The organism is Mycoplana rhizolycopersici, from assembly GCF_013378445.1.
GTDB lineage: Bacteria > Pseudomonadota > Alphaproteobacteria > Rhizobiales > Rhizobiaceae > Mycoplana > Mycoplana rhizolycopersici.
The window spans coordinates 1-24,272 of record NZ_JABXYK010000005.1; the positions used below are offsets into that span (position 1 = coordinate 1).

General features: G+C 64.9%; 21 protein-coding genes. 7 read left to right on the plus strand and 14 right to left on the minus strand.

Features of this window, described 5'->3' with window-relative positions; genetic code table 11:
- Positions 1-421 precede the first annotated feature (421 nt).
- Positions 422-2,068 (minus strand): beta-galactosidase BglA, encoded by a 1,647-nt coding sequence (bglA, locus tag HV823_RS09305; RefSeq protein ID WP_176949457.1) that lies wholly within the window; start codon positions 2,066-2,068, stop codon positions 422-424.
- A 336-nt stretch (positions 2,069-2,404) separates the two neighbouring features.
- Between bglA and HV823_RS09310 the strand changes: the two genes are divergently transcribed.
- Together HV823_RS09310 and HV823_RS09315 are read left to right on the plus strand one after the other, a co-directional pair.
- Entirely contained in the window at positions 2,405-3,397 is a 993-nt protein-coding gene (locus HV823_RS09310) for an Ldh family oxidoreductase (RefSeq protein ID WP_425487652.1), read from the plus strand.
- 119 nt (positions 3,398-3,516) lie between these two features.
- A complete protein-coding gene (locus tag HV823_RS09315) occupies positions 3,517-4,434 on the plus strand; it encodes a sugar kinase (protein ID WP_176949459.1) in 918 nt (305 codons plus the stop codon).
- A 111-nt stretch (positions 4,435-4,545) separates the two neighbouring features.
- Here the strand turns inward: HV823_RS09315 and der are convergent, their stop codons facing one another.
- From der to HV823_RS09330, 3 genes are all read right to left on the minus strand, one after another.
- On the minus strand, positions 4,546-5,979 hold the full coding sequence (gene der / locus HV823_RS09320; protein ID WP_176949460.1) for a ribosome biogenesis GTPase Der: 1,434 nt from the start codon (positions 5,977-5,979) through the stop codon (positions 4,546-4,548).
- Positions 5,980-6,022: 43 nt separating this feature from the next.
- The gene (locus HV823_RS09325) at positions 6,023-6,694 is read right to left on the minus strand and encodes a tetratricopeptide repeat protein (protein ID WP_176949461.1); all 672 of its coding nucleotides are present in this window, start codon (positions 6,692-6,694) and stop codon (positions 6,023-6,025) included.
- A gap of 106 nt (positions 6,695-6,800) precedes the next feature.
- Entirely contained in the window at positions 6,801-7,385 is a 585-nt protein-coding gene (locus HV823_RS09330; protein ID WP_176949462.1) for an NnrU family protein, read from the minus strand.
- A 140-nt stretch (positions 7,386-7,525) separates the two neighbouring features.
- Between HV823_RS09330 and HV823_RS09335 the strand changes: the two genes are divergently transcribed.
- On the plus strand, positions 7,526-8,530 hold the full coding sequence (locus HV823_RS09335; RefSeq protein ID WP_246301060.1) for a polysaccharide deacetylase family protein: 1,005 nt from the start codon (positions 7,526-7,528) through the stop codon (positions 8,528-8,530).
- 23 nt (positions 8,531-8,553) lie between these two features.
- Here the strand turns inward: HV823_RS09335 and bacA are convergent, their stop codons facing one another.
- From bacA to HV823_RS09355, 4 genes are all read right to left on the minus strand, one after another.
- Positions 8,554-9,831: a bacteroid development protein BacA gene (gene bacA, locus HV823_RS09340; RefSeq protein WP_176949464.1), complete on the minus strand. Its 1,278-nt coding sequence runs from the start codon at positions 9,829-9,831 to the stop codon at positions 8,554-8,556.
- A gap of 115 nt (positions 9,832-9,946) precedes the next feature.
- Entirely contained in the window at positions 9,947-11,128 is a 1,182-nt protein-coding gene (locus HV823_RS09345; RefSeq protein ID WP_176949465.1) for a YbfB/YjiJ family MFS transporter, read from the minus strand.
- Between the two features lie 127 nt (positions 11,129-11,255).
- Positions 11,256-12,005 (minus strand): type I methionyl aminopeptidase, encoded by a 750-nt coding sequence (gene map, locus HV823_RS09350; protein WP_176949466.1) that lies wholly within the window; start codon positions 12,003-12,005, stop codon positions 11,256-11,258.
- A gap of 56 nt (positions 12,006-12,061) precedes the next feature.
- The gene (locus HV823_RS09355) at positions 12,062-13,108 is read right to left on the minus strand and encodes an LLM class flavin-dependent oxidoreductase (protein ID WP_176949467.1); all 1,047 of its coding nucleotides are present in this window, start codon (positions 13,106-13,108) and stop codon (positions 12,062-12,064) included.
- Positions 13,109-13,412: 304 nt separating this feature from the next.
- On the opposite strand from HV823_RS09355, the gene HV823_RS09360 reads away from it, so the two are divergent.
- Positions 13,413-14,171 carry a glycosyltransferase family 2 protein gene (locus HV823_RS09360; RefSeq protein WP_343051819.1) on the plus strand — a complete coding sequence of 253 codons (759 nt, stop codon included), beginning with the start codon at positions 13,413-13,415 and terminating at the stop codon, positions 14,169-14,171.
- Positions 14,172-14,213: 42 nt separating this feature from the next.
- Here the strand turns inward: HV823_RS09360 and HV823_RS09365 are convergent, their stop codons facing one another.
- From HV823_RS09365 to glpK, 5 genes are all read right to left on the minus strand, one after another.
- Complete coding sequence (locus HV823_RS09365) at positions 14,214-14,699, minus strand: SRPBCC family protein (RefSeq protein ID WP_176949469.1); 486 nt, start codon at positions 14,697-14,699, stop codon at positions 14,214-14,216.
- A gap of 90 nt (positions 14,700-14,789) precedes the next feature.
- Positions 14,790-16,046, minus strand: coding sequence for a sigma-70 family RNA polymerase sigma factor (locus HV823_RS09370; protein WP_176949470.1), 1,257 nt, complete (start codon positions 16,044-16,046; stop codon positions 14,790-14,792).
- Positions 16,043-16,423 (minus strand): YciI family protein, encoded by a 381-nt coding sequence (locus HV823_RS09375; RefSeq protein ID WP_176949471.1) that lies wholly within the window; start codon positions 16,421-16,423, stop codon positions 16,043-16,045. Before HV823_RS09375 ends, HV823_RS09370 begins: the two co-directional genes overlap by 4 nt.
- A 112-nt stretch (positions 16,424-16,535) precedes the next feature.
- A complete protein-coding gene (locus tag HV823_RS26645) occupies positions 16,536-16,706 on the minus strand; it encodes a hypothetical protein (protein ID WP_246301062.1) in 171 nt (56 codons plus the stop codon).
- A gap of 467 nt (positions 16,707-17,173) precedes the next feature.
- On the minus strand, positions 17,174-18,667 hold the full coding sequence (glpK, locus tag HV823_RS09385) for a glycerol kinase GlpK (RefSeq protein WP_176949472.1): 1,494 nt from the start codon (positions 18,665-18,667) through the stop codon (positions 17,174-17,176).
- Between the two features lie 227 nt (positions 18,668-18,894).
- Between glpK and HV823_RS09390 the strand changes: the two genes are divergently transcribed.
- The 3 genes from HV823_RS09390 (at position 18,895) to xdhB (ending at position 23,793) form a co-directional block, all read left to right on the plus strand.
- Positions 18,895-19,668 (plus strand): 3-hydroxybutyrate dehydrogenase, encoded by a 774-nt coding sequence (locus tag HV823_RS09390; protein ID WP_176949473.1) that lies wholly within the window; start codon positions 18,895-18,897, stop codon positions 19,666-19,668.
- A gap of 29 nt (positions 19,669-19,697) precedes the next feature.
- Positions 19,698-21,170 carry a xanthine dehydrogenase small subunit gene (xdhA, locus tag HV823_RS09395; RefSeq protein ID WP_176949474.1) on the plus strand — a complete coding sequence of 491 codons (1,473 nt, stop codon included), beginning with the start codon at positions 19,698-19,700 and terminating at the stop codon, positions 21,168-21,170.
- 286 nt (positions 21,171-21,456) lie between these two features.
- Complete coding sequence (xdhB, locus tag HV823_RS09400) at positions 21,457-23,793, plus strand: xanthine dehydrogenase molybdopterin binding subunit (protein WP_176949475.1); 2,337 nt, start codon at positions 21,457-21,459, stop codon at positions 23,791-23,793.
- Between the two features lie 143 nt (positions 23,794-23,936).
- Here xdhB and HV823_RS09405 read toward each other — a convergent pair whose 3' ends face one another.
- Positions 23,937-24,233 (minus strand): PRC-barrel domain-containing protein, encoded by a 297-nt coding sequence (locus tag HV823_RS09405; RefSeq protein ID WP_176949476.1) that lies wholly within the window; start codon positions 24,231-24,233, stop codon positions 23,937-23,939.
- Positions 24,234-24,272 lie beyond the last annotated feature (39 nt).

The following is a 24,272-nucleotide window of genomic DNA, read 5'->3' on the forward strand; positions in this document are numbered from 1 at the left end:
GTATGCGCAAATCCAGAGATAGAGGTCTCGCCATCACTGCCGGCCTCCTCACCAGCAATGACAGTGAATCACACATCAAAGGCAAACGGAATCCCCACCGATTCCGCTTAGCGCTGACAGACTCTAGACAGTGAGGACTTCGCCGCGTTTTCCCGTTGGTTCGAGCAATTGCAGGCGAAGCGATGGGACGAGGCGTTCGACCGTGACGCCCGCGCGAGCAGGAAGCTGTCTGAGCTTGCCGACGAAGCTTTGGCCGAACATCGCGCCGGCAGTACCAGACAGCTTTGACGCACCACGCCAGCGACAGGTTCTGGCGTTCCTACGACACCTTGCCCGCGCACGTGCAAATAGCAGACGGCGATGATCTCGTGAGGTTCTGGATCGGCAGTCACGCCGATTACTACAAACTTTTGAAGTAGCCTCAAGCAATCCGCACGCATGCCATGTCAAGCGGCGCCAGTTCGATCGCACCCTCCGCCAGCCTGCCGCCGAAGCCGGGCACGGCGACGCTCTCGCCGAGCTTCATCGAGGAGGGCGGCGAGAATTCCGCCTTTTCCCGCGTCAGGTTGAACACGAACAGCAGCATCTCCGCCCCCTTCTCGCGCGTAAAAGCCAGGATATCCTGGTTGGACTTCACGAAGGCCATCTCGCCGTCGAAGAGGGCGGCGTGCGCCTTCCTGAACGCCAGCGTGTCGCGATAGTGGTTCAGCACCGAGCCGGCGACCTTCTCCTGTGCGTCGGCGGCAAGCCGCGCGTGCTCCTCCGGTACCGGCAGCCACGGCCGCCCGGAGCTGAAGCCGGCATGCGGCTCCCCGGCGTTCCAGGGCATCGGCGTGCGGCAACCGTCGCGGCCCTTGAAGGCCGGCCAGAAGCGGATGCCGTAGGGATCGCGCAGGTCTTCGAAGGCGAGCTCTGCCTCGGGCAGGCCCAGTTCCTCGCCCTGGTAGAGGCAGATCGTGCCGCGTAGCGTGGAAAGCAGCGTGATCGCCAGCCGCGCCACGCGCTCGCGCTCCTCGGGCGCTTCGACGAAGCGGCTGACATGGCGGACGACGTCGTGATTGGAAAACGCCCAGCACACCCAGCCGTCCGTCACCGCCTTCTGGAAGCCTTCCACACATTTCCTGATGTAGCCGGCGGAAAAATCCGGACCCAGCAGATCGAAGGTGTAGCACATGTGCAGCTTGTCGCCGCCACTCGTATATTCCGCCACCGTCTTCAGCGACCGCGCGCCGTCGCCGACCTCGCCCACCGTCGTGCGCCCCTCGTAGGTGTCGAGAAGTGCGCGTACCTTCTGAAGAAAGCCGACGTTTTCAGGCTGCGTCTTGTCGTAACGATGCGCCTGCATGCCGTAGGGATTGACGTCGGGCGCATCGAGGCCGGCCTCGTCCGAATCCGGCTCGTGCGGCGGGTTATCCCTCAGTTTCGCGTCGTGGAAATAATAGTTCACCGTATCGAGGCGGAAGCCGTCGACGCCACGGTCCAGCCAGAAGCGCATGGTTTTCAACACCGCCTCCTGGACCTTCGGGTTGTGGAAGTTCAGGTCGGGCTGCGAGGCGAGGAAATTGTGCATGTAGTACTGGCGGCGCACGCCGTCCCATTCCCAGGCCGGGCCGCCGAACACCGAAAGCCAGTTGTTCGGCGCCGTGCCGTCCTTCTTGGGTTCGGCCCAGACGTACCAGTCCGCCCTGTCGTTGTCGCGGCTCGACCGGCTCTCCCTGAACCAGGGGTGCTGATCGGAGGTGTGCGAGATCACCTGGTCGATGATGACCTTCATCCCCAGCCGATGCGCCTCGGCCAGCATCTCGTCGAAATCGGCGAGCGAGCCGAACATCGGATCGACGTCGCAATAGTCGGAAACGTCGTAGCCCATGTCCGCCATCGGCGACCTGAAATACGGCGACAGCCAGATCGCGTCCATCCCGAGCCCTGCGATGTGCCCAAGCCGCCGCTTCACCCCCTGGAGATCGCCGATGCCGTCGCCTGTCGTGTCCTGGTAGGAACGGGGGTAAACCTGATAGATCACCGCACCTCGCCACCAGTCGGCGGCCGTCGTCTTCGAAGCGGTCATGCAGGGCTCCCCGGCAATGTTGATCGCCCAATGTGTAGCGAGCGGCTTCCGGCACGTAAACAGGCAAACCGTGCTCGAAGCTGCCGAGCAGCACGGCTTGCCGCGGACGTTGACGGCCACGTTGCGGTTGACGCCCACCGCTCACGCAAGGATGATGCAACCCGATCGAAGCCGGAGCCTCGTAAGGACGGAGCCGCCATTGCACCGCCCGTATCCGGCCAGGCTTGAGCCGACCGGCATCCCGAAGGCCACCCGCGGCCGATCGGATTTCCCGTCGAAATGCAGCAAGACCAGTTGCGGTCAGCCGGAAAGGGCGAGACATTGACTGAACCCACCATCACGCTCACCCTGCAGGAGGTATCGGCGCTCGCAGCGACGGCACTTCTGCGGGCAGGCGCCGGCGAGCCGCTGGCGCGGTCCCTGGCGCGCGCGGTCACATCTGCCGAAGCGACCGGCAAGAGAGCTCTCGGCCTTGCCCATCTCATCGATTATCTCGACGCCCTCGTCCGTGGCCGCATCGACGGTCATGCCGAACCGCTGATCACCTCGCCCGTCCCGGCACTGGTGCGCTGCGACTGCCGTGGCGGCATCGCCCAGCTCGGTTTCGACAGCGCCTTCGAGGAACTGGTCACGAAGACGCAGACCTTCGGCCTGACGCTCTATACGTCGAAGAACAGCTTCACCACCGGCGAACTCGGCTGGTATGCCGCACGGCTTGCCGATGTCGGTCTCGTGGCACTTGCCGCCACCAACGGCCCCGCCCTACTCGCCGGCGCCGGCAGCACGAAGCCCGTCTACTGCACCAATCCGCTCGCCTTCGCCGCTCCGCGCGCCGATGGCCCCCCGCTGGTGATCGATCAGGCATCGAGCGCCACCGCCTTTGTCAAGATCCGCCAGGCGGCAGAACGCGGCGAACCGATCCCGGAAGGCTGGGCGCTGGACGACGCAGGCCAGCCCACGACGGATGCGAATGCAGCGCTGCGGGGCGCACTGCTCGCCTTCGGCGGCGAGCGCGGCGCCAACATCGCGCTGATGGTGGAGGTCCTTTCGGCCGGGTTGTCCGGCGCCAACTGGTCGCTAGACGCCCCGGACTTCCAGTCAGGCGATCAATCGCCGGGGGCGGGCCTGTTCGTTCTCGCCATCGCGCCCCAGTTCCTTGCGCACGATTTCGAAACGCGGCTCGCCCGGCAGCTGGAGCGCCTCGCCAGCGAATTCGGCGTGCATGTTCCAGGCGAAGCGCGTGCACGCGCACGCTGGCATTCCGGCACCGCCGGTATCACCTTGCCGCAGCCCCTCTTTGACAGTATCTCCTCGTTCCGACGCAGCTAGAGCAGATCCGGTGAGATCCGGTTCACCAAATTTGCGCCAGGGTATTGATATGACCGCAGTATCCGACGCCGAAGCGATGCTGCTTCGGCCTCGGATAATGCCATAGGGAGGCGGGAACGATGGCAGGGAAACTGCTCGCAATCGGCGAGTGCATGGTCGAGCTGATGCAGGCGGATGGCGGCCTGATGCGAAAGAGCTTCGCCGGCGACACCTTCAACGCCGCCTACTACGCCCGCCTCTTCCTGCCGGCTGACTGGAGCGTCGACTACTTCACCGCCGTCGGCCGCGACATGATCTCCGACGAAATGCTGGCCTTCATGGAAGGACACGGCGTCGGCACCGGCCAGATCGCGCGCATCGAGGGCCGCGCTCCCGGGCTCTACATGATCCACCTCAACGACGGCGAGCGCAGTTTCTCCTACTGGCGTTCCGTCTCCGCCGCAAAACTGCTGGCGCGCGATGCCAATCGCCTGCGCAAGGCGATCGAAGCCTCCGACGTCATCGTCTTTTCCGGCATTACCCTGGCGATCCTTCCGCCCGAGGACGTGGACACGCTTCTCGCCGAGCTTCGGCGCGCCAAGGCGGCCGGCAAGCTGGTCGCCTTCGATCCCAACATCCGCCCGCGGCTATGGGATGATGCCGGACGCATGCGCGATACGATCACCGACGGCGCCCGGGCAGCAACCCTCGTCATGCCGAGCTTCGACGACGAAGCCACCCATTTCGGCGACGCTTCCATCAAGGCCACGATCGATCGCTACCGCGCGCTCAGCGTCGGCGACCTCGTGGTCAAGGATGGCGCCGAGGGTGCCACGCTCGCTTTCGGAGAAGACATCACGCACGTGCCCTCCGCCCGTGTCGAGCGCATCGTCGATACCACGAGCGCCGGCGACAGTTTCAACGGCGGCTTCCTCGCCCGCTACGTCGCAACCGGCGATGCACCCGCCTCCGCGCGCTTCGCCGCCGACCTCGCCGCCGCCGTCATCCAGCACCATGGCGCGCTGGTCGCTGGCGACAAGCTGCCGAAAGCCGAGTGAGGCATCACGAGAGGTGCTCATCGCACAAGCCCTCTCCAAAGCGATGATGCTTGTCACCAAGGACAGGAAGGTCTCCGCCTTCCTGCCGTAACCGGCGCTCTGGTGGATGCGTCAGCGCTTCTTCTTCGCCTTGTTGGCGTAGGGGTTTTCCGACGCCTTGAAATGGATGCGGATCGGCACGCCCGGCAGGTCGAAATCGTTGCGCAGACCGTTCGTGAGGTAGCGCACGTAGGATTCCGGCAGCGCCTCGGGACGCGTGCAGGAGATCATGAAGCCCGGCGGACGGGCCTTCACCTGCGTCATGTACTTCAGCTTCAACCGGCGGCCGGAGACGGCCGGTGGCGGATGCTGGACCTGCTGCGCATCCAGCCAACGGTTCAACCGGGCGGTCGATATGCGGCGGTTCCAGACACGATCGGTGTCGATGATAGACTGCATCAGCTTGTCGAGCCCGCGGCCGGTCTGGCCGGAGATCGGCACGGCGCGGATGCCGCGCGCCTGCGGCAGGAGCCGGTCGGTCTTCTCGCGCAGGTCGGCGAGAACGGCCTGCGGGTCCTCGATCAGGTCCCATTTGTTGAAGGCGAGCACGGCCGCCCTGCCCTCGCGCAGCACCAGATCGACGATCTGCAGGTCCTGCTTCTCGAACGGGATGGTCGCGTCGAAGACGATGACGACCGTCTCGGCGAAACGGATCGCACGCAGGCCGTCGGCGACCGAGAGCTTCTCCAGCTTCTCCTGCACCCTGGCCTTGCGGCGCATGCCGGCGGTGTCGAACATCTTGATGGTGCGGCCGCGCCATTCCCACTCGACCGAGATGCTGTCGCGGGTAATGCCGGCTTCAGGCCCGGTCAGGAGCCTGTCCTCGCCGAGGAAGCGATTGATCAGCGTCGATTTTCCCGCATTCGGGCGACCGACGATCGCCACGCGCAGCGGCTTGGTCTCGTCATATTCCGGTTCGTAGTCGTCGTCCTTTTCCAGGCCCTCGGCAGCAGCTTCCGCACGCAGGTCGACATCGGTGACGGCCTCGTCTTCCTCGGGGAAGGCGCGCTCCTCGCCGATCGCAGCGACGATGGCGTCGCGCAGGTCGAGCATACCCTGGCCGTGCTCGGCCGAGATCGGCGTCGGTTCGCCGAGACCGAGCGTGAAGGCATCATAGAAACCGCCATCGGAGCCGCGGGCTTCCGACTTGTTGGCGACGAGCACGACCGGCTTGCCCTTGCGGCGCAGCATGTCGGCAAGTGCCGTATCGACAGGGGTCAGGCCCATCTTGGCATCGACGACGAACAGCGACAGGTCTGCCTCCTCGATCGCCGCTTCCGTCTGGGCGCGCATGCGGCCCTGCAGCGTCTCGGGTGCCGCCTCTTCGAGACCGGCCGTATCGATGATTTGGAATTTCAGGTCGATCAGACGGGCCTCGCCGGGCCGGCGGTCGCGGGTCACGCCAGGGGTGTCGTCCACCAGCGCAAGCTTCTTGCCCACCAGCCGGTTGAACAGGGTGGACTTTCCGACATTGGGGCGCCCGACGATGGCGACGGTGAAGCTCATGGGGACGTTCCGTTCAGGTTGAGCCGCGTTGGATCGCGCGGCGTCAGGAGGTCTTGCCGCTGGCGGTGATCAGGTCCAGCATCATCTGGGCGCGGTTGGCGACGTTGCGCGGGCTTTCGCCATCGTTGACGACCTGCTCGAACCATTCCTTCGCGCGGGTGAAATCGCCGTGCTTGTAGGCCGAAAGGCCGAGCACTTCGCGCGCCGAATGGCGCATCGGGCTGGTCGCATTGGTCAGTTGCTCGGCTTCCGCTGCAACTTCTTCATAGGAGCCGGTATCGACGAGCAGATAGGCGGCACGCAGGCGGGCCGCATCGCGCAGCGCCTGCGGCACCGAACCATCCTTGGCGATCGCCGTGAAGGCCGCGATCGCGCCCGGCACGTCGCCGCCTTCCGCCAGAAGCGAGGCCGAGCGGATGCGCGCCAAAACCGGATAGGAACCAAAGCCTTCCTTTTCCACCGCAGCGAGTTCCTTCTGGCCCGCCTCGCGGTCGCCCTCGCGGATCTGCGTCAGCGCCGACAGGAACTTGTCGCCGGCCGTGGACGATTCTCTCTCCCGCCAGAATTCATAGCCGACCTTGCCGATCGTACCGAGGACGACGAGGACCGCAGCGCCGATCAGCACGCGACCGAACCGGCGCCAGATGGAACGCATGCGTTCGGAACGCAGTTCCTCGTTGACTTCGCGAATAAAGCTGTCGTCCTGGTTTACCATTCGTGGTCCGGCTTTCACTCAGATGATAGGTTTTCCGCGCTTCTACCCGATTTTTGCCCCGTTGTAAGGGGGCAGCGCGAAATCCCGCCCTATGCGCGGCTCACGATCAGGGGAGCACGCGAATGCCGATCACCCATTCATGCAGTTTCCACACGATCACGGCATAGAGCAGAGCGCCGACGATCACCGAAATGACGTCGTATCTGGCGGAGACGAACACCGGCAACGTCGCCTCTCCAGACGCGATCCGCTTCTTCAGCGAAATGCGCAGGATCACCGCCCAGGCAAGTATCGTCGCGAACAGCAGTACGGAATAGCTCTCGCCATTGGCAAGCAGGTGCGAGAATGCCCACAGCTTGATCGCGCCGAGCGCCGGGAACTTCAGTTTCGCTCGGATATATCCGGCCGGCATGAAGGCCGACACGAGACAGATCGAGGCGATCAGCATCAGCGTCAGCGCGATGTGAGCCATGAAGACCGGCGGGTAGTAGAGCATTTCACCACCGCTATCGCGCGCCAGCACGAAGCCATAGGCCATCATGAACAGGCTGATCAGCGAGACGATGCCGTGAAGCGCCATGAAGGCCGGCTTGCCGAACCGCGCGATCAGGCCTGCGCGAAGCCCGGGCGCGAAGGGGCGAACCAGGTGGGTGGCAATGAAGAGGATTATCCCGGCAACCAGCAAAGCCATTGAATTGCGCCTTTCGTGAATGAAATCCGGTGTGCGACCGTCGTCATGGGATAGCGCTACCCACTGCCAATTTCCAGCGCGATCACGGCTTTGCCGCATTCTCGAACGATGAAGCCCCCTTGCAAATTGTCGCGGTAGCCATGTTTCGATCAAGTCTTTCGACCCTTTTTGCCTTTACCCTTGCCGGTTGTCCGCTTTCGGCCCACGCCCAGGATCAGGCTCCGGAGAAGCCGAAGCAGCTCGTCATCGTCTCTTTCGACGGCGCGCACGACAACCGGCTCTGGGAAAAAAGCCGCGACATGGCGAAGCGCACCGGCGCCCATTTCACCTACTTTCTCTCCTGCACGTTCCTGATGACGAAGGAAGACCGGAAGAGCTACCAGGCGCCCCATGAAAAGCGCGGCAAGTCCAATGTCGGTTTCGCACCCGACGACGCCGACGTGATCAAGCGGCTGGACGAGATCTGGCTCGCCCGCAGTGAAGGCCATGACATCGGCAGCCATGCCTGCGGCCATTTCGATGGCGCGAAATGGAACGTGGACGACTGGAAGCAGGAGTTCGATTTCTTTCGCAACACGCTCCGCGAGGCCTGGGTCAATGCCGGCGTGCCCGAGCGCGAGCCAGTGGAATGGCGTGACTTCGTCGACAAGGACATCATCGGCTTCCGCGCCCCCTATCTCTCCACCAGCCCCTCTCTGGTCAAGGCGCTGCGCGAATTTGGCTTTCGCTACGATGCAAGCCAGGTCTCGAAGGGTCCGGCCCTGCCCCGCGCCGCCGACTACGGCCTCGTGCACTTCGCCCTGCCGCTGATCCCCGAGGGACCGTCGGCAAAGCCGGTGATCGGGATGGACTACAACCTCTTCGTCCGCCATTCGCTCGGCATCGAGGACAAGAAGCACAGCGCCACATACGAGGAACGCACGCTCGCCGCCTACCGCGCTGCCTTCGAAAGGCAATATGAAGGCGACCGCATCCCGCTGCAGCTCGGCTTTCATTTCGTGGAGATGAACGGCGGCGCCTATTGGCGCGCGCTCGACCGCTTCCTCACCGAGGTCTGCGCCAAGCCGGACGTCGCCTGCGTCAGCCATCGCGAGGCGATGGATATCGTGGCCAGGGAGAAGAAGGCGGCCGGGGCCGCCCTCTGACTGCGTTCAGACCGGTCAGACGATTACAGCCTGTTGGGCGCCAATTCCCCACCGTCTTCCTTCCGTTCCAGATACCGCTGATCGATTTCCGGAAGGGGCTCGTCCTGGATGACCGCCTCGAAAGCCTTCAGGCGCTTGTAGATCGAAAGCAGCTCGACGATAGTGGTCCACGAATTGACCAGATACTGGAAGGATTCGCGCACCTGCCCGAACACGTTCTGAATTTGGCTCATCACGCCGAGGGTCAACTTGCCGGCGACGATCGAGGGCACCAGCACGAAAGTGCCGAACAGGTTGTCGGCCTGCAGATAGAAGATGCGGGCGACGTTGAAATACAGGTAGTGGAAATAGAGGCGGAAATAGTTCTTCCTCACATTGGCGAAAAGCTGCTGCACGGTCGGAGGCTGAGCCCGGTCGGCGTGATCTTCGCCATAGACCAGTTCCTTACGATAGGCCGCCTCGACGCGCTGGTTGCGGAATTCCAGGCCGGGCAGCTTGATGCCAACCACGGCCAGAAACACCGTCCCGAACAGTGACCAGCAGATTGCCGCCCAGACCAGGGCGTGCGGAACCTCACCGACAAAGGGCAGGACGGTCACCGTGGTCGAAAATTTGAACAGAACCGGGAGGAAGGCTACGAGCGTCATGATCGAGCTGACCAGGCTGACGCCGAGGCCTTCCACGGTCCGCGAGAAGCGCATCGTGTCGTCCTGCACGCGCTGCGAGGCGCCTTCGATGTGACGCAGCTTGTCCCAGTGGGACATGTAGAAATCGTTCATCGCCGTCCGCCAGCGGAAAACATAGTGGCTGACGAAGAACAGGTTCAATGTACCGATGGTGATCGCGACGAAAGCGATGCCGGCAAAACCGATCATTCCGACAAAGAGATCGCTTTCCGTCGGGATGGGGTCCGTCCGGGCGAGACCCCGCTGGATCATGTCGTAGAACGGCCCGTACCACGCATTGATCGCCACGCTCACCTGAACGGAAAAATAGGTGTTAAAGATGATGAGTGCCGATCCCAGTACGGACCACAGCTGCCATGGATGCGGACTGAAGACAAACCAGAAGGCGGCGAATATCCCTACCATCAGGGTGTAGTAGAGATAGAACCATATGAACGGCGGCGACCAGAAGACGGAGACCCCGATCACCGCTTCCTCGCCGGGCTGCAGCGGCGGCAGACCGAAGAACGCTCCCAGTTGCTCTCCGCCGGCGTACCAGATGATCATCGCAAGGGCTGACCACGCGATGACGGACGGAAAGAAGAGCTTGGGATGGGGGAAAAAGGAGACAAACAACTGCAGCGCTTTCTTTTCACGGAGACGCGGTTTGCGGCACGAGCCGAAGATGGCGGAAACTAAAGCAGTTTCCGCACAGCAACAATCGCCGATGCCTTGCATTACCGAGATTTAATCAAGCCTGCCGGTCACGTGCGGCAAGCGTCGCCAAAGCCGCGATCGATAGAACGGCCGCCGCAGCCACGCTCGGCAGGCCGTAGCCGCCGCTGATCGAGGCCAGCCAGCCCGCCGCCAGAGGGCCGACGATCTGCCCCACGCCGAATGCCGCCGTCATCATCGCAAGCGAGCGGCGCGGGCTCTGCGGCGCCATCGCCCGGCCGAGCTGCAAACCGTAGGCGGTAACCACCATGAAGGTCGCTCCGAGCAGGACGCCGCCGACCAGCACGGAGGACGGCGCCGGCAGGATGGCGGTCGCAGCAACGCCCACCGCCTCCAGTGCGAGGGCTGCCCGATAGACGCCGAGAACGCCGAGCCGACGGTCCAGCCCCTTCCAGACGAAGAGCGACAAGGCGGCACTCAGTCCGGTGAGAAACCACGTCATGCCCTCCAGCAGATGTCCGCCGCCGCCCTCGCGCGCCATTGCGACGATAAAGGTGGCCGTGACGACATAGCCGATGCCGAACAGGCCGTAGCTCAGCGTCAGCGCCACGAGGGGACGCGGCCAGGCGAGCGGAGGCTCGGGCCTTGCCACAGCATTGGCCTTGCCGCGGGGCAGAAGCGCGCCGACGACAAGAAGGGCGACAGCAGCACCGATTGCGGCGACCAGCCAGTCCAGGCGCCAGCTCGCCATGCCGGCAGGATGAAACGGCGACAGGCCGAGCACCAGCACGGAAGAAAGCGCAATGCCGGCCCCTACCCCCGAAAAGTAGATCATCGGAACGCGGCGGTCTCCCGCCGAAGCACCGAACGAGAGCACGACAGCCGACGTGAAGACCATGCCCAGCGCGCTGGAAAGCCCGGCGAGAAAACGGATCACGACGAATGCGGGTATCGCGCCCGCACCCGCCATCGCCGCCAGCAGCACGACGTTGGCAAACAGCGCCCATAGCGCCAGGCTGCGCTCGCGCCCGGCCGCCCATCCGTGGCCCGCCAGCACGGCACCCAGCAGGTAGCCTGCGAAATTGGCCGCGGCGATCAGGCCGCTCTGGGTGGGGTCGAGCCCGAGGTCGGCCATCATCGCGGGCAGGACGGGCGTATAGAAGAAGCGCCCGAACCCCATCAGGCAAGCAAGCGCTATGGCGCCCGCAACGGCCACCGTGATCGGTGAAGGGCCAGGCGGTTTGGAAACATGCAGCATGGCGCCACCCTATTGCGGCGCAACATGGACCCGCAAACGACTATTTCTGATGGAACGTCCATTTTTCCTGATGCGGATGCCGGTCCTGATGCCCCGCCGGCCGCGACACGGGCCCGCCAAATGCGGCTCAGCCCGGCAGGGTCAGGATCATCGGCCCGTTCCGGGTCGCCACCACCGTGTGCTCGAACTGCACCGTCGGCGCCTGCGGGTCGCTGTAGAGCGTCCAGTCGTCATCGCCGTTTTCCGCCCATTGCGCGCCGAGCGACAGGAAGGGCTCGACGGTGAAGACCAGCCCCTCGGTCATCACCCGCTTCTCGCGCGGGTCCGGCCATGTGGCGATCTCCGAGGGCTCCTCGTGCAGCGAGCGGCCGACGCCGTGGCTGGCGAGGTTGGCGATCAGGGTGTAGCGGTTCTTGCGGGCGAAGGTTCCGATCGCGTTGCCGATCGCCGAAAGCGGACGGCCGGACTTGACCTCCTTCAAGCCGACCCACATGGCGCGCTTGCCGTCGCGGCAGAGGCGCTCGACGTTGGGGGCGGCGCGGCCGACAGTGAACGACGCGCCGGTATCGGCGAAATAGCCGTCAAGCTCCGCAGAGACGTCGATGTTGACCAGGTCGCCTTCCGTGATCACCCGGTCTCCGGGGATGCCGTGGGCCACTTCCTCGTTGACGCTGATGCAGGTCGCGCCGGGAAACTCGTAGCAGGTTTCGGGCGCCGAACGCGCACCGGCCTCTTCCAGCATGCGCCGCCCGATCAGATCCAGTTCGGCCGTCGTCATGCCGGGCCGGATGGAGGCGCTCATATGCTGCAGGACATTGCCGCAGAGGCGGCCGATTGCCTGCATGCCGCGCAGGTCTTCGTCGTTGTTCAGGGTCATCTCGTCTCGCTTTCAGCGGGGCTCCTTAGCATGGCGCGGCCGGCCTTTCCAATGCCTCAGCCAAGAGCCGGTTGCCCGGCCAGCAATTCGCGCACCAGTGGCGCGACCTTCGTGCCGTAGAGCTCGATGCCGCGCATGATCTGCGCATGCGGCATCAGGCCGATCGCCATCTGTAGCACGAAGCGGTCGTTGCGGAAGATCCGGTGATGGGCGGCGATCTTCCTTGCCACCGTTTCCGGGTCGCCGAGGAAAAGGTGCCCCTCCGGTCCGGTGGAGAGATCGAACTGCGCCCGGCTGGTCGGTCCCCAGCCACGCTCCGCGCCGATCCGGTTCATCACCGCCGACTGCGGGCCGTAGAACTGGTCCGCCGCAGCTTCGAACGTGTCAGCGATGAAGCCGTGCACGTTGATACTCGTCTTCAGCTTCGAGACGTCCTGGCCGGCGCGGCTGGCGGCTTCGCGGTAGAGATCGAAAAGCGGAGCATACCGAGATGGCGTGCCGCCGATGATCGCAAGCGCCAGCGGCAGACCATACGCCCCGGCGCGCGCCACCGATTGCGGCGTGCCGCCGACGGCGATCCAGATCGGCAGCCGGCCATGCAGCGGCCGCGGATAGACCCCGAGCCCACGGATCGGCGCGCGCGTCTCGCCGCTCCACGAGACCTTCTCGGCGGCGTTGATCGCCAGCAGCAGGTCCAGCTTTTCTTCGAACAGCTTGTCGTAGTCATTGAGATCGTAGCCGAACAGCGGAAAGGATTCGATGAACGAACCGCGGCCCGCCATGATCTCCGCCCTGCCACCGGATATGAGATCGAGCGTCGAGAACTGCTGGAATACCCGCACCGGATCGTCCGACGACAGCACCGTCACCGAGCTGGAAAGGCGGATGTTTTTCGTCCGCGCGGCGGCCGCTGCGAGGATAACGGCCGGCGCAGAGGCAGCATAATCTGGCCGGTGATGCTCGCCGATCCCGAAGACGTCGAGACCGACCTGGTCGGCAAGCTCGATTTCCTCGATGAGTTCGCGAACCCGCCGCTCGCCCTCCCGCCCCTTGTCGGCGGCAGCGGGATCGACATCGGCGAAGGTGTGAAGGCCAAGTTCCATGGGTGTCTTCCGGATGGATGTTCAAGCTCTCGCACAGATATGGGGCCGCGCCGCGCGTGCAAAGGGCGAATTCGGAAACAATGCGTTCAACGGTTGCTACGGATCGCCGCTGCTGACGTGGCGGGGCATTCCGAAGTCGGCGCTTCCTTGACCCTGCCGCAACCGCCATGGCAAAGAGTTCTCACAACTTGCGACGGCCCCGGGTGGGCGCATATTGCGAATTCGGAGTTCTTTTTTGCGCATCATTTCGCTGTCAACCATACCCCCTCGCTTCGCCACCTTGGCGCCGACACTGAAAAGCCTGGTGAACCAGAAGGGCGCGATCGACGAAATCCGCCTCTACGTTCCCGAGCGCTACCGCCGCTTCCCGGACTACGCCGGGACCTTGCCGCCGGTGCCGGAGGGCGTGAAGATCGTGCGGCCGGACAGCGACCTCGGTCCGGCCTCGAAGGTGCTGTTCGCCGCCCGCGAACTACGCGGCAGGCAGGAGGCGCAGATCCTCTTTTGCGACGACGACAAGATTTTCGGCCCCACCTGGGCAGCCGACCTTTTCGCCGCACAGGCCGCAAGGCCGGGCGAGTGCGTCGCGCTGAACGGCAAGGGCATTCCGCCACACCGCGGCAAGCCGGGCCCGTTCCAGCCGAAGGCCAAGCGCGCAGGCAAGCTGGACCTGCCGCTGCGCGCCCGGCGGCTGAGCCACAGGCTCGCCTCGATGCTATTGCGCACAGGCACGCCGCGGCCGATTCGCCGTCCGATCGCCAAGGCCGGCTATGTCGATATCCTGCAGGGCCTCGGCGGAGTGGTGGTGCGGCCGGACTTCTTCGACGACACCGCCTACGACATTCCCGATGCGGTCTGGACGGTGGACGATGTCTGGCTTTCCGGCCTGCTCGCCTGGAAGGGCATCCCGATCTGGCTTCCGGCCGGCATCGAGGAACCGCTGACGACGGACGCGCATGACATCGATTCCCTCTACCGCTCGACCATCGAGGGGATCACCCGCAAGGACGCCAATCGCGCTTCGGTCGCCTACATGCAGGAGCGCTTCGGCATCTGGAAGTAGGCGCCCATGCGGGATTGAAGCACCGCATGAGCCGAAACTCGCTCAAAGTCTGGAGGCGACCGCCTCGAGCTGGGTCGCGACCTGTCCCCAGCCGCCATGGAAGCCCATCGTCTCGTGCGTCCTGGCGTCTTCCACGTTCCAGTGGCGGGCGATCGCGGTATAGCGGCTGCGCCCGTCGCCAAGGTCGTCGAAGAGGATTTCGGCCGTGAAGAACGCCTTTTCGGTCGGCTTCCAGTCCGGGCCGAAGGCATCGGTGAAGATGATCCGGCGGTCCTTCTCCACCTTCAGCAGGACGCCGGTCGAATCCATGTGGAAATTGTCCGGCCCAGTCATCACGGTGCGGAACTTGCCGCCGTCGCGCGGCTCGATCTCAACGACCGGCGTCTCGTAGGGCTTCGGCGCGAACCACTGCGTCATCAGCTCCGGGGTGGTCCAGGCCTTGAAGAGCTGGGCAGGCGTCGCAATCAGCACCCGCGTGAGAACGAGTTCGCGCTCATTGGCCGGCTTGATCTCGACGGTCGTGTCCATGGTCTTTCTCCTCGTTGATTTTCCAATCGCTTCCCGCCTAGGACGCACAGGATCGGCACGATCCGACATCGGCTGCCGATTTTTTCCGAATTATTTCGCCAAAATGGCGATATCGCGGGCAAGAGCGTCGAGATGCTGGCGGATATGCCCGGCCTCCGCCGGGGTAGTAGCAAGCGCGATCGCGCGCTCGAAGGCGTCATGGGCCTCGCGGGCGCGGCCGAGCTGCTGCAGCAGACCGCCCCTCAGCCCGTGGAAATAGAAGTATCCGGACAGCCGCTCCGCCAGCGGCTCGATCAGGTCCAGCGCCGCCTGCGGCCCGTGCCGCTTCGACACGGCTACGGCGCGGTTGAGGGTGACGACCGGCGATGGCTGGATGCGCTCCAGCGACTGGTACAGCAGGTCGATCTGCTCCCAGTCCGTCTGTTCCGCCACCTCCGCGCGCGCATGCAGCGCGGCGATCGCCGCCTGGATCTGGTATGATCCAGGCGCGCGGTGGCGCAGCGCCTTGTCGATCAGCGCGAGAGCCTCGCGGATCGCGCGTTTGTCCCAGAGGCTGCGGTCCTGATCCTCCAGAAGCACGATCTGCCCGTCGGCACCGAAGCGCGCACTGCGCCGCGAGTGCTGGAGAAGCAGCAGGGCCGTCAGCCCCATGATCTCCGGCTCGGCCGGAAAGAGCCGCAGCAACAACCGCGAAAGCCGTATCGCTTCCTCGCAGAAGGGCGCATCGGCGCGCTGCTTTTCGCCCGCGGAATATCCTTCGTTGAAGACCAGATAGATCATGGCAGCCACCACGCCGAGGCGCTCGGTCCGTGAGACTGCGTCCGGTGCCTCGAACGGCAGGCCGGCTGCGGCGATCCTGCCCTTGGCGCGGGTGATGCGCTGTTCCATAGCCGCTTCAGACACCAGGAAAGCGCGAGCGATCTGGCGCACGGACAGCCCGGAGACGATGCGCAGCGCCAGCGCGATCTGCTGCGTCGCCGGCAATTCGGGATGGCAGCAGACGAAGAGAAGCCGCAGAATGTCGTCGCGGTAGTGCGAGCCGTCCAGTCGCTCCGCCAGATCCCCTTCCACGTCATCGAGATCCGACAGCAGCTCCTCAGGCGGCAGCGGTTCCTGCCGCGCCCGCTTGCGCAGGTGATCGATGCCGCTGTTGCGGCCGACAAAGATAAGCCAGGCGACCGGATCGCGCGGCGGGCCCTTCTCCGGCCAGGTCCGCACGGCCCTGAGGCACGCCTCCTGAAAGGCCTCTTCCGCAAGGTCGAGATCGCGGAAATAGCGCAGAAGCGCACCCATCGCCTGCGGGCGGGCGGAGGAAAGCGCAAGATCTATCCAGGACAGTTCGCTCACAGCGCCTCCAGCGATCCGCCCGGCTTGAAGACGCGCAGCGGCCTGATCTCGTAGGCGCCGACGCCCGGATTGGCGACGGCCAGTTCCCTGGCGAAGGCGATCGCCTCGTCGAGCGTTTCCATGTCGACGAGGAAGAAGCCGAGAAACTGCTCCTTCGTCTCTGCAAAGGGCCCATCGACGACGAAGCTCTCGCCGGGAGACTTGCGCAACGTCGTTGCAGCCGTCGTCGGCATCAGCCGGGCGACCGGCCCCAGCTTGCCCGCCGCAGCATATTTCCTTTCGACCGCGGCGAGATCGGACATCACCTTGTCCTCCTCCTCCCGGCTCCACGCGGCGACGGCATCCTCGGAATTGTAGCAAAGCACGGCATAAAGCATCGGACACTCCTTCCTCGATATGACGTAGAAGTAGCGCCGATCCCGACAGGAGACATGAAAATTTTCAACGGATGTCATCGAGCGAACTCAGGAAGCGATCGCGCCACGCCGATCAGATCTTGAAGACGTCGTCCTGCCGGAACACGATGACGTAGCCGCCGGTCGGCTCACTATCCGCGGCCCAGGCCCGCAACTGCGTGTGGTAAGGCTCGCTGCGCCAGATCTCCGGATGGTCGGGATCGACCAGCAGTGTGAGCTGCGGCCCCTGCCTGTAGATCATCATGTGCGAGCGCGACGGGTCCCACTCCTCGCCCAGCTTCTCGTCGGTAATCCAGAGGCACAGGAAGTCCCGGCAGACAGAAGGCCTATGCTAGTAGATCGAGCACCCCTTCTCCTCGACGCAATGCCTGCACCAGACATTAGCCGGTTTCTCGAACAGATCGATGTCAGGCAGACGGCAACAGAGTGTGCAGGTGCCGCATGATCGACCTGCGACAATGTTCGAGATGGTGTTCGAAGAGTGGTGCATGGTCTCGATCTTCGTCGTGGTTCAAGGGACTACCCGCTCCCGTCTTCCCGGCCTCGAGCCGGGAACCAGCGCGATCCTGTCTTTGATCGCACGAGAATCTTTTCGTCTTACGGACGTAAGGCGCCTGGATTCCGGCTCGGGGCCGGAATGAGGGAAGCGGGAGAGATCATACTCATGCAATCCTTTTGTCGTGTACTGTGATCCGTCGGTCCCGCGCCGCCCTAGCCCGCGCTCAACGTCCGGCGCACCGCGTCCTTCCATCCGGCAACCTTGGTCTGGCGGACCGCCTCGTCCATATGCGGTTCGAAGCGGCGATCACGCGCCCAGGAGCGGGCGATGCCCTCCCGGTCCGGCCAGACGCCGGCACGCTGGCCGGCAAGCCAGGCAGCACCCAGCGCCGTCGTCTCCAGAATGGTGGGACGATCGACGGGCGCGTCCAGGATGTCGGCGAGCCGCTGCATCGTCCAGTCCGAGGCCACCATGCCGCCGTCGACGCGCAGGACCGTGCCGCCTGCGCCATTGGCCCAGTCGCCCCGCATCGCCTCCAGCAGGTCGCGGGTCTGGAAGCAGACGGCCTCCAGCGCCGCGCGCGCGAATTCGGCAGGCCCGGTGCCGCGCGTCATCCCATAAATCGCCGCGCGCGCCTCGGCGTCCCAGTGCGGCGCACCGAGCCCGGTGAAGGCCGGCACGAGATAGACCGCCTGCATCGGATCCGCCTTGGCGGCAAGCTCGCTCGCCTCGGACGCGGTCCCGATGATCTTTAATCCGTCGCGCAGCCACTGCACCGCGGCCCCCGCGATGAAGATCGAGCCCTCGAGTGCATAGGTCGTCTCGCCGTCCAGCCGGTAAGCGATGGTCGTCAACAGCCGGTTCTTCGAAGGTACCCTGTCCTTGCCGGTGTTCAGCAGGGCGAAGCAGCCGGTGCCGTAGGTGGATTTCATCATGCCAGGCTCGAAACAGGCCTGGCCGATCGTCGCCGCCTGCTGGTCGCCGGCAACACCGAGAATCGCCACTTCCGCCCCCAGATGCGATCGCTCGGTGACGCCGAAGTCGGCCGCGCAGTCGCGCACCTCCGGCAGCAGCGCCCTGGGCACGTTGAGAATTCCGAGCAGTTCGTCGTCCCAAGCGTTGGCCGCGATGTCGTACATCAGCGTGCGGCTGGCATTGGTCGCATCGGTGAGGAAGGAGCGGCCGCCGGTGAGCCGCCAGATGAGGAAGGTATCGACGGTGCCGAAGCAGAGTTCACCGCGCGCGGCACGCTCACGTGCGCCGTCCACGTGATCGAGGATCCAGGCAAGCTTGGTGCCGGAGAAATAGGGGTCGAGCAGCAGCCCGGTCTTGCGGGTGAAAAGCTCTTCGAGCCCCTGCCGTTTCAGTTCGTCGCAGCGTTCGGCGGTCCGTCGGTCCTGCCAGACGATGGCGTTGTGTACCGGCCGGCCGGTATCGCGATCCCACACCACGACGGTCTCGCGCTGGTTGGTGATGCCGATGGCCGCAAGGTCCGATGCACCGATGCCCGCCTGCTCGAGCGCCACGCGCGCCGACCAGATGACGCTTTCCCAGATGTCCTCGGGATTGTGCTCCACCCAGCCGGAGCGGGGGAAGATCTGCGGAAACTCGCGCTGACCGACGCCCGCCACCTTCTGGCTTTCGTCGAACACGATCGCCCGGCTCGAGGTCGTGCCCTGGTCGATCGCGAGAATGTAGCCACCCATGAAAATCCTCCCCGATAGCTGCGGCCGCTCCCCAGGGCGTTTACCCTCGGCCTTCGGAATCATCATTACGACATGAAAACGAATGTCAAAAGAAAATAAAACGCAAATCACACCGCACACCCAGGTCCCAAAAGCCGATTGCGCCGCCCCGTTCTTTGCGCGTAGGCTGGCATTGATGCGGTGCGCCGGGAGTGTCGCGCATTGCAACGACAGGGAGAAGGCCAGAGATGAAGACAGCCGTCGTTACCGGCTCCACCAGCGGCATCGGGCTTGCGATCGCGACCGCTTTCGCCGAGGGCGGTGCCAACGTCGTCCTCAACGGACTGGGCGATCCCGCCGAGATCGAGACGATCCGAAAGCGGCTCGCCGAAAGCGGCGGCGGCAAGGTGAGCTATCACCCGGCCGACATGACGAAGCCTGCGGAAATTGCCGACATGATCGAGACCGCAGCCGGCGAATTCGGTGGCGTCGACATCCTTGTCAACAATGCCGGCATCCAGCACGTCGAGAAGATCGAGGATTTCCCCGTCGAGAAGTGGGACCAGATCATCGCCATCAACCTGTCGAGCTCGTTCCACACCATCCGGGCGGCAATCCCCGGCATGAAGGCCAGGGGCTGGGGGCGAGTGATCAACATCGCCTCGGCCCACGGGCTGGTCGCCTCACCGTTCAAGTCGGCCTACGTGGCCGCAAAGCATGGTATCATGGGGCTGACAAAGGCTGTGGCACTCGAAGTCGCCGACCAGGGCATCACCGTCAACGCCATTTGCCCGGGCTACGTTCTGACGCCGCTGGTCGAGAAGCAGATCCCCGACACCGCGCGCGCGCGCGGCATCACCGAGGCGCAGGTGAAGTCGGACGTCATGCTGAAGTTCCAGCCGACCAAGGAATTCGTTTCCGTCGACGAGGTCGCCGCGGCCGCCGTCTATCTTGCGAGCGATGCCGCCCGCTCCGTCACCGGAACGCACATTTCCATCGACGGCGGCTGGACCGCCCAATAAGCAGCGAAGATCGAGGCAAAGGAAGACGCATGCAGCAGACGGGTCGTATCCGCCTCATCCTCAACGATGAAGATATCGTCCTCGACGATGTGCCCGCGACCGGCACGCTCCTGGACTGGCTGCGCCTGCGCCGGCGGCTGACCGGCACGAAGGAAGGCTGCGCTGAAGGCGACTGCGGCGCCTGCACCGTGCTCGTCGGGCGCCTCCTGGACGGCGACCTCGTCTACGAGAGCGTGAACGCCTGCATCCGGCTGCTCGGCTCGTTGAACGCCACCCATGTCGTCACCGTCGAGCATCTCGCCGCCCCCGACGGCGCCCTGCATCCCGTGCAGCAGGCGCTGGTCGACCATCACGGCTCGCAATGCGGCTTCTGCACGCCGGGTTTCGTCATGTCGCTCTACGGCCTGTGGCTCGCCAGCGACCGGCCCGGCCGGCCGGAGATCGAGAAGGCACTGCAGGGCAATCTCTGTCGCTGCACCGGCTACGAGCCGATCGTGGCCGCCGCCGAGGCCGTCGCGGCCACCCGTCCGAGCGCCGTCTTCGACCCGATCGAGCGCACCCGCGCGGATGTGAAGGAAAAGCTTGCAGCGCTCGCACCGCGCCAGACGATCCGGATGGGCGAGGTCGGCAACCGCGTCGTCATACCCGCCGACGTCGGCGCGCTTGCCGAGGTGCTTGCGGCAGAACCGAAGGCGACGCTGGTCGCCGGCTGCACCGATGTCGGGCTCTGGGTGACCAAGCAGATGCGCGCGCTGGATCCCGTCGTCTTCATCAATCACCTGCAGGAACTGCAGGCGATCGAACGCAGCGACGGTGGGCTGACGATCGGCGCAGGCGTCACCTATACGCAGGCCTTTGCCGCGCTCTGCGAGATGGTTCCGGCGCTGCGGCCGCTGATCGACCGCATTGGCGGCGCGCAGGTGCGCAACATGGGCACGATCGGCGGCAACATCGCCAACGGCTCGCCGATCGGCGACACCCCGCCTCCGCTCATAGCCCTTGGCGCCACCCTCGCCTTGCGCGCCACCGCCGGGCGCCGCGAACTGCCGCTGGAGGACTATTTCATCGAATACGGCCGGCAGGACCGCCGACCCGGCGAGTTCGTCGAAAGCCTGTTCGTCCCGGCGCCGGCTGCCGACGACCGCTTCGCCGTCTACAAGCTTTCCAAACGCCGCGACGAGGACATTTCGGCGCTCTGCGGCGCCTTCCGCATCGCACTCGACCACGCCGGCACCGTTACCTATGCCCGCCTCTGTTTCGGTGGCATGGCCGGCACGCCGAAGCGGGCGACGCATGTCGAGGCGGCCCTCAGGGGCAAGCCGTGGACGGAAGCGACCATTGTTGCTGCCGCCATGGCCTTCGAGCAGGATTACACGCCCCTGAGCGACTGGCGCGCCACCGCCGCCTACCGCATGCTGGCGGCAAGAAACCTCCTGATGCGGTTCTATCTGGAAACGACGGGAGAGACGGCGCAGCTGCACCGCTTCGAGGAGGTGGCGTGATGGCCGGACGCACCGCGGATAGACCCTTCGTATCACCGTATGGCCGTGAACCGGCTCAGCCGGCGCTCCTTCGCAAGCGCCGAGAATTGCCCCTCACCTTAACCCTCTCCGCGCAAGCGGTGATAGCTGAACGGAGACGTTGCGCACCCCGCCCTTCTCCCCGCCTGCGGGGAAAAGGTGGCGGTAGGCGGATGAGGGGCGGCCCGCATGAAAGCCGGTGGACAGCGTTGAAGACATGCTCCTCATGGCATCGCCGATGGGATGAAAAAGCCGGAGGTGCATGCTGATGGACAAGTCCGCCTTCGAGGAACGCAAGACGATCTCAGCCCCGATGCACGCGTCGCTGCGGCACGACAGTGCCCACAAGCATGTCGCCGGCAGCGCCGATTATATCGACGACATGCCCGAGCCTGAGGGTACGCTGCATGCCGCCCTTGGCATGAGCGACCGGGCGCATGCTGAAATCGTCTCGATGGACCTCTCCGCCGTCCGCACAGCCCCCGGCGTCGTCTGGGTGATGACCGGGGCGGACGTGCCGGGCCACAACGACATCAGCCCGACCGGCCGCCATGACGAGCCGGTGCTGGCGGAAGGCCGGGTCGAGTTCCACGGCCAGCCGGTCTTCGCGGTGATCGCCGAAAGCCGCGAGGCCGCGCGAAAGGCAGCGCGACTGGCTAAGATCGAATACCGCGACCTGCCGCACTGGACGGAAGTGACGGATACGCTGGAGAATGGCGCGACGCTTGTCACCGATCCGCTGACGCTGTCGCGCGGCGATGCCGATGCGGCCCTTGCCGCCTCCCCCCGCACCATCTCGGGCGAAATGCGCATCGGCGGCCAGGACCATTTCTATCTCGAGGGCCATATCGCGCTCGCAATCCCCGGCGAGGACGACGATGTCACCGTCTGGTCCTCCACCCAGCATCCGAGCGAGGTGCAGCACATGGTCGGCCATGCGCTGGGCGTTCCCTCCAATGCGGTGACGGTGCAGGTGCGCCGCATGGGCGGCGGCTTCGGCGGCAAGGAAACGCAGTCGAACCAGTTCGCGGCGATCGCCGCGATTGCTGCCAAGAAGCTGAAGCGCGCGGTGAAATTCCGCCCCGACCGCGACGAGGACATGACGACCACCGGCAAGCGCCACGACTTCCTCGTCGCCTACGAGACCGGCTTCGACGAAGAGGGACGCATCCAGGCGGTCAAGGCGAACTACGCCGCCCGCTGCGGTTTCTCCTCCGACCTGTCCGGCCCCGTGACCGACCGCGCGCTGTTCCACGCCGACAACGCCTATTTCTATCCGAATGTCCGGCTGACCTCCCAGCCGCTGAAGACGAACACCGTCTCCAACACCGCCTTCCGCGGCTTCGGCGGCCCGCAGGGCATGGTCGGCGGCGAGCGCATCATCGAGGAGATCGCCTACGCGCTGGGCAAGGACCCGCTGGAAATCCGCAAGGCCAATTTCTACGGCGAGCCAGGCTCAGACCGCGTACTCACCCCCTATCACCAGCCGGTGGAGGACAACATCGTCGCCCGGATTGTCGACGAACTGGATCACTCATCGGACTATAAGGCGCGTCGCAGGGCCATCATCGACTTCAACGCCAAAAGCCGTGTCATCCGCAAGGGCATCGCGCTGACGCCGGTGAAGTTCGGCATATCCTTCACCGCCACCTGGTACAATCAGGCCGGCGCGCTCGTGCATGTCTACCAGGACGGCTCGATCCACCTGAACCACGGCGGCACCGAGATGGGCCAGGGCCTGTTCACCAAGGTGGCGCAGGTGCTGGCCGACGCCTTCCAGGTGGACATCGCAACGGTGAAGATCACCGCGACGACGACGGCCAAGGTGCCGAATACGTCGGCCACCGCCGCCTCTTCAGGCTCCGACCTGAACGGCATGGCCGCCTTTGATGCCGCCCGGCAGATCAAGGAGCGGCTGGTGGCCTTTGCGGCCGAAAAGTGGGGCGTCTCGCCCGACGACGTCGCCTTCGTGCCGCATCATGTGCGCATCGGCGAGACACTCGTGCCGTTCGCCGATTTCATCAAGCAGGCCTACATGGCGCGCGTACAACTGTCGGCCGCGGGCTTCTACAAGACGCCGAAGATCCACTGGGACCGCGCGAAGGGCATGGGCTCGCCCTTCTACTATTTCGCCTATGGCGCCGCCGTCTCCGAGGTCTCGATCGACACGTTGACCGGCGAGTACCAGGTCGATCGCGTCGACATCCTCCACGACGTCGGCCGGTCGCTGAACCCGGCGATCGACAAGGGCCAGGTCGAAGGCGCCTTCGTGCAGGGCATGGGCTGGCTGACGACGGAGGAACTCTGGTGGGACGACAAGGGCCGGCTGCGCACGCACGCGCCCTCCACCTACAAGATCCCGCTCGCCTCCGATCGCCCGAAGATCTTCAACGTGCGTCTTGCCGAATGGTCGGAAAACGCGGAGCCGACGATCGGCCGCTCCAAGGCCGTCGGCGAACCGCCCTTCATGCTGGCGATCTCGGTGCTGGAAGCACTGTCGATGGCCGTGGCAAGCGTGGCGGATTACCGGCACTGCCCGCGGCTGGACGCGCCTGCGACGCCGGAGCGGGTGCTGATGGCGGTGGAGCGGCTGCGCGGCATGTGACGCCGCGGCGCTCGCACTCGCCAAAGGTAGGCTGCAGGTTCAGCTAGGTGACGGAGGAAGGTTCCGCGCGAAAAAGTGCCCGGCGCTGTGGCCGGGCTCTGCGCATTCTGTCCGGGCATTCAGTTGAGTGGCGATGCTCCGGCTCAGTGGTGATGCTCGGGCATCTCCTTGAGCTGGTCCTTCGTCCAGCTGGTGACGGCGTGGACTTCGCCGTCCTCGTCGCGCATGAATTCGAGATCGCTGAGCGGAACCGCCACCGGCTTCGCTCCGATTCCAAGGAAACCGCCGACATCGATGATCGCGGTACCGGAAGCGCCCGTGCCATGGACATGGTCCAGCTTGCCGACCTTGTGGTCGTCGGCTCCGTAGATCGTCGCGCCTTCGAGGACTTCGGGCGTGAGTTCCGCAACGCCAAGTCGAACGTGTTGGGTGTGATCCATTTTTCTGATCCTCCATGTTGGATGCACGACCCTAACCAC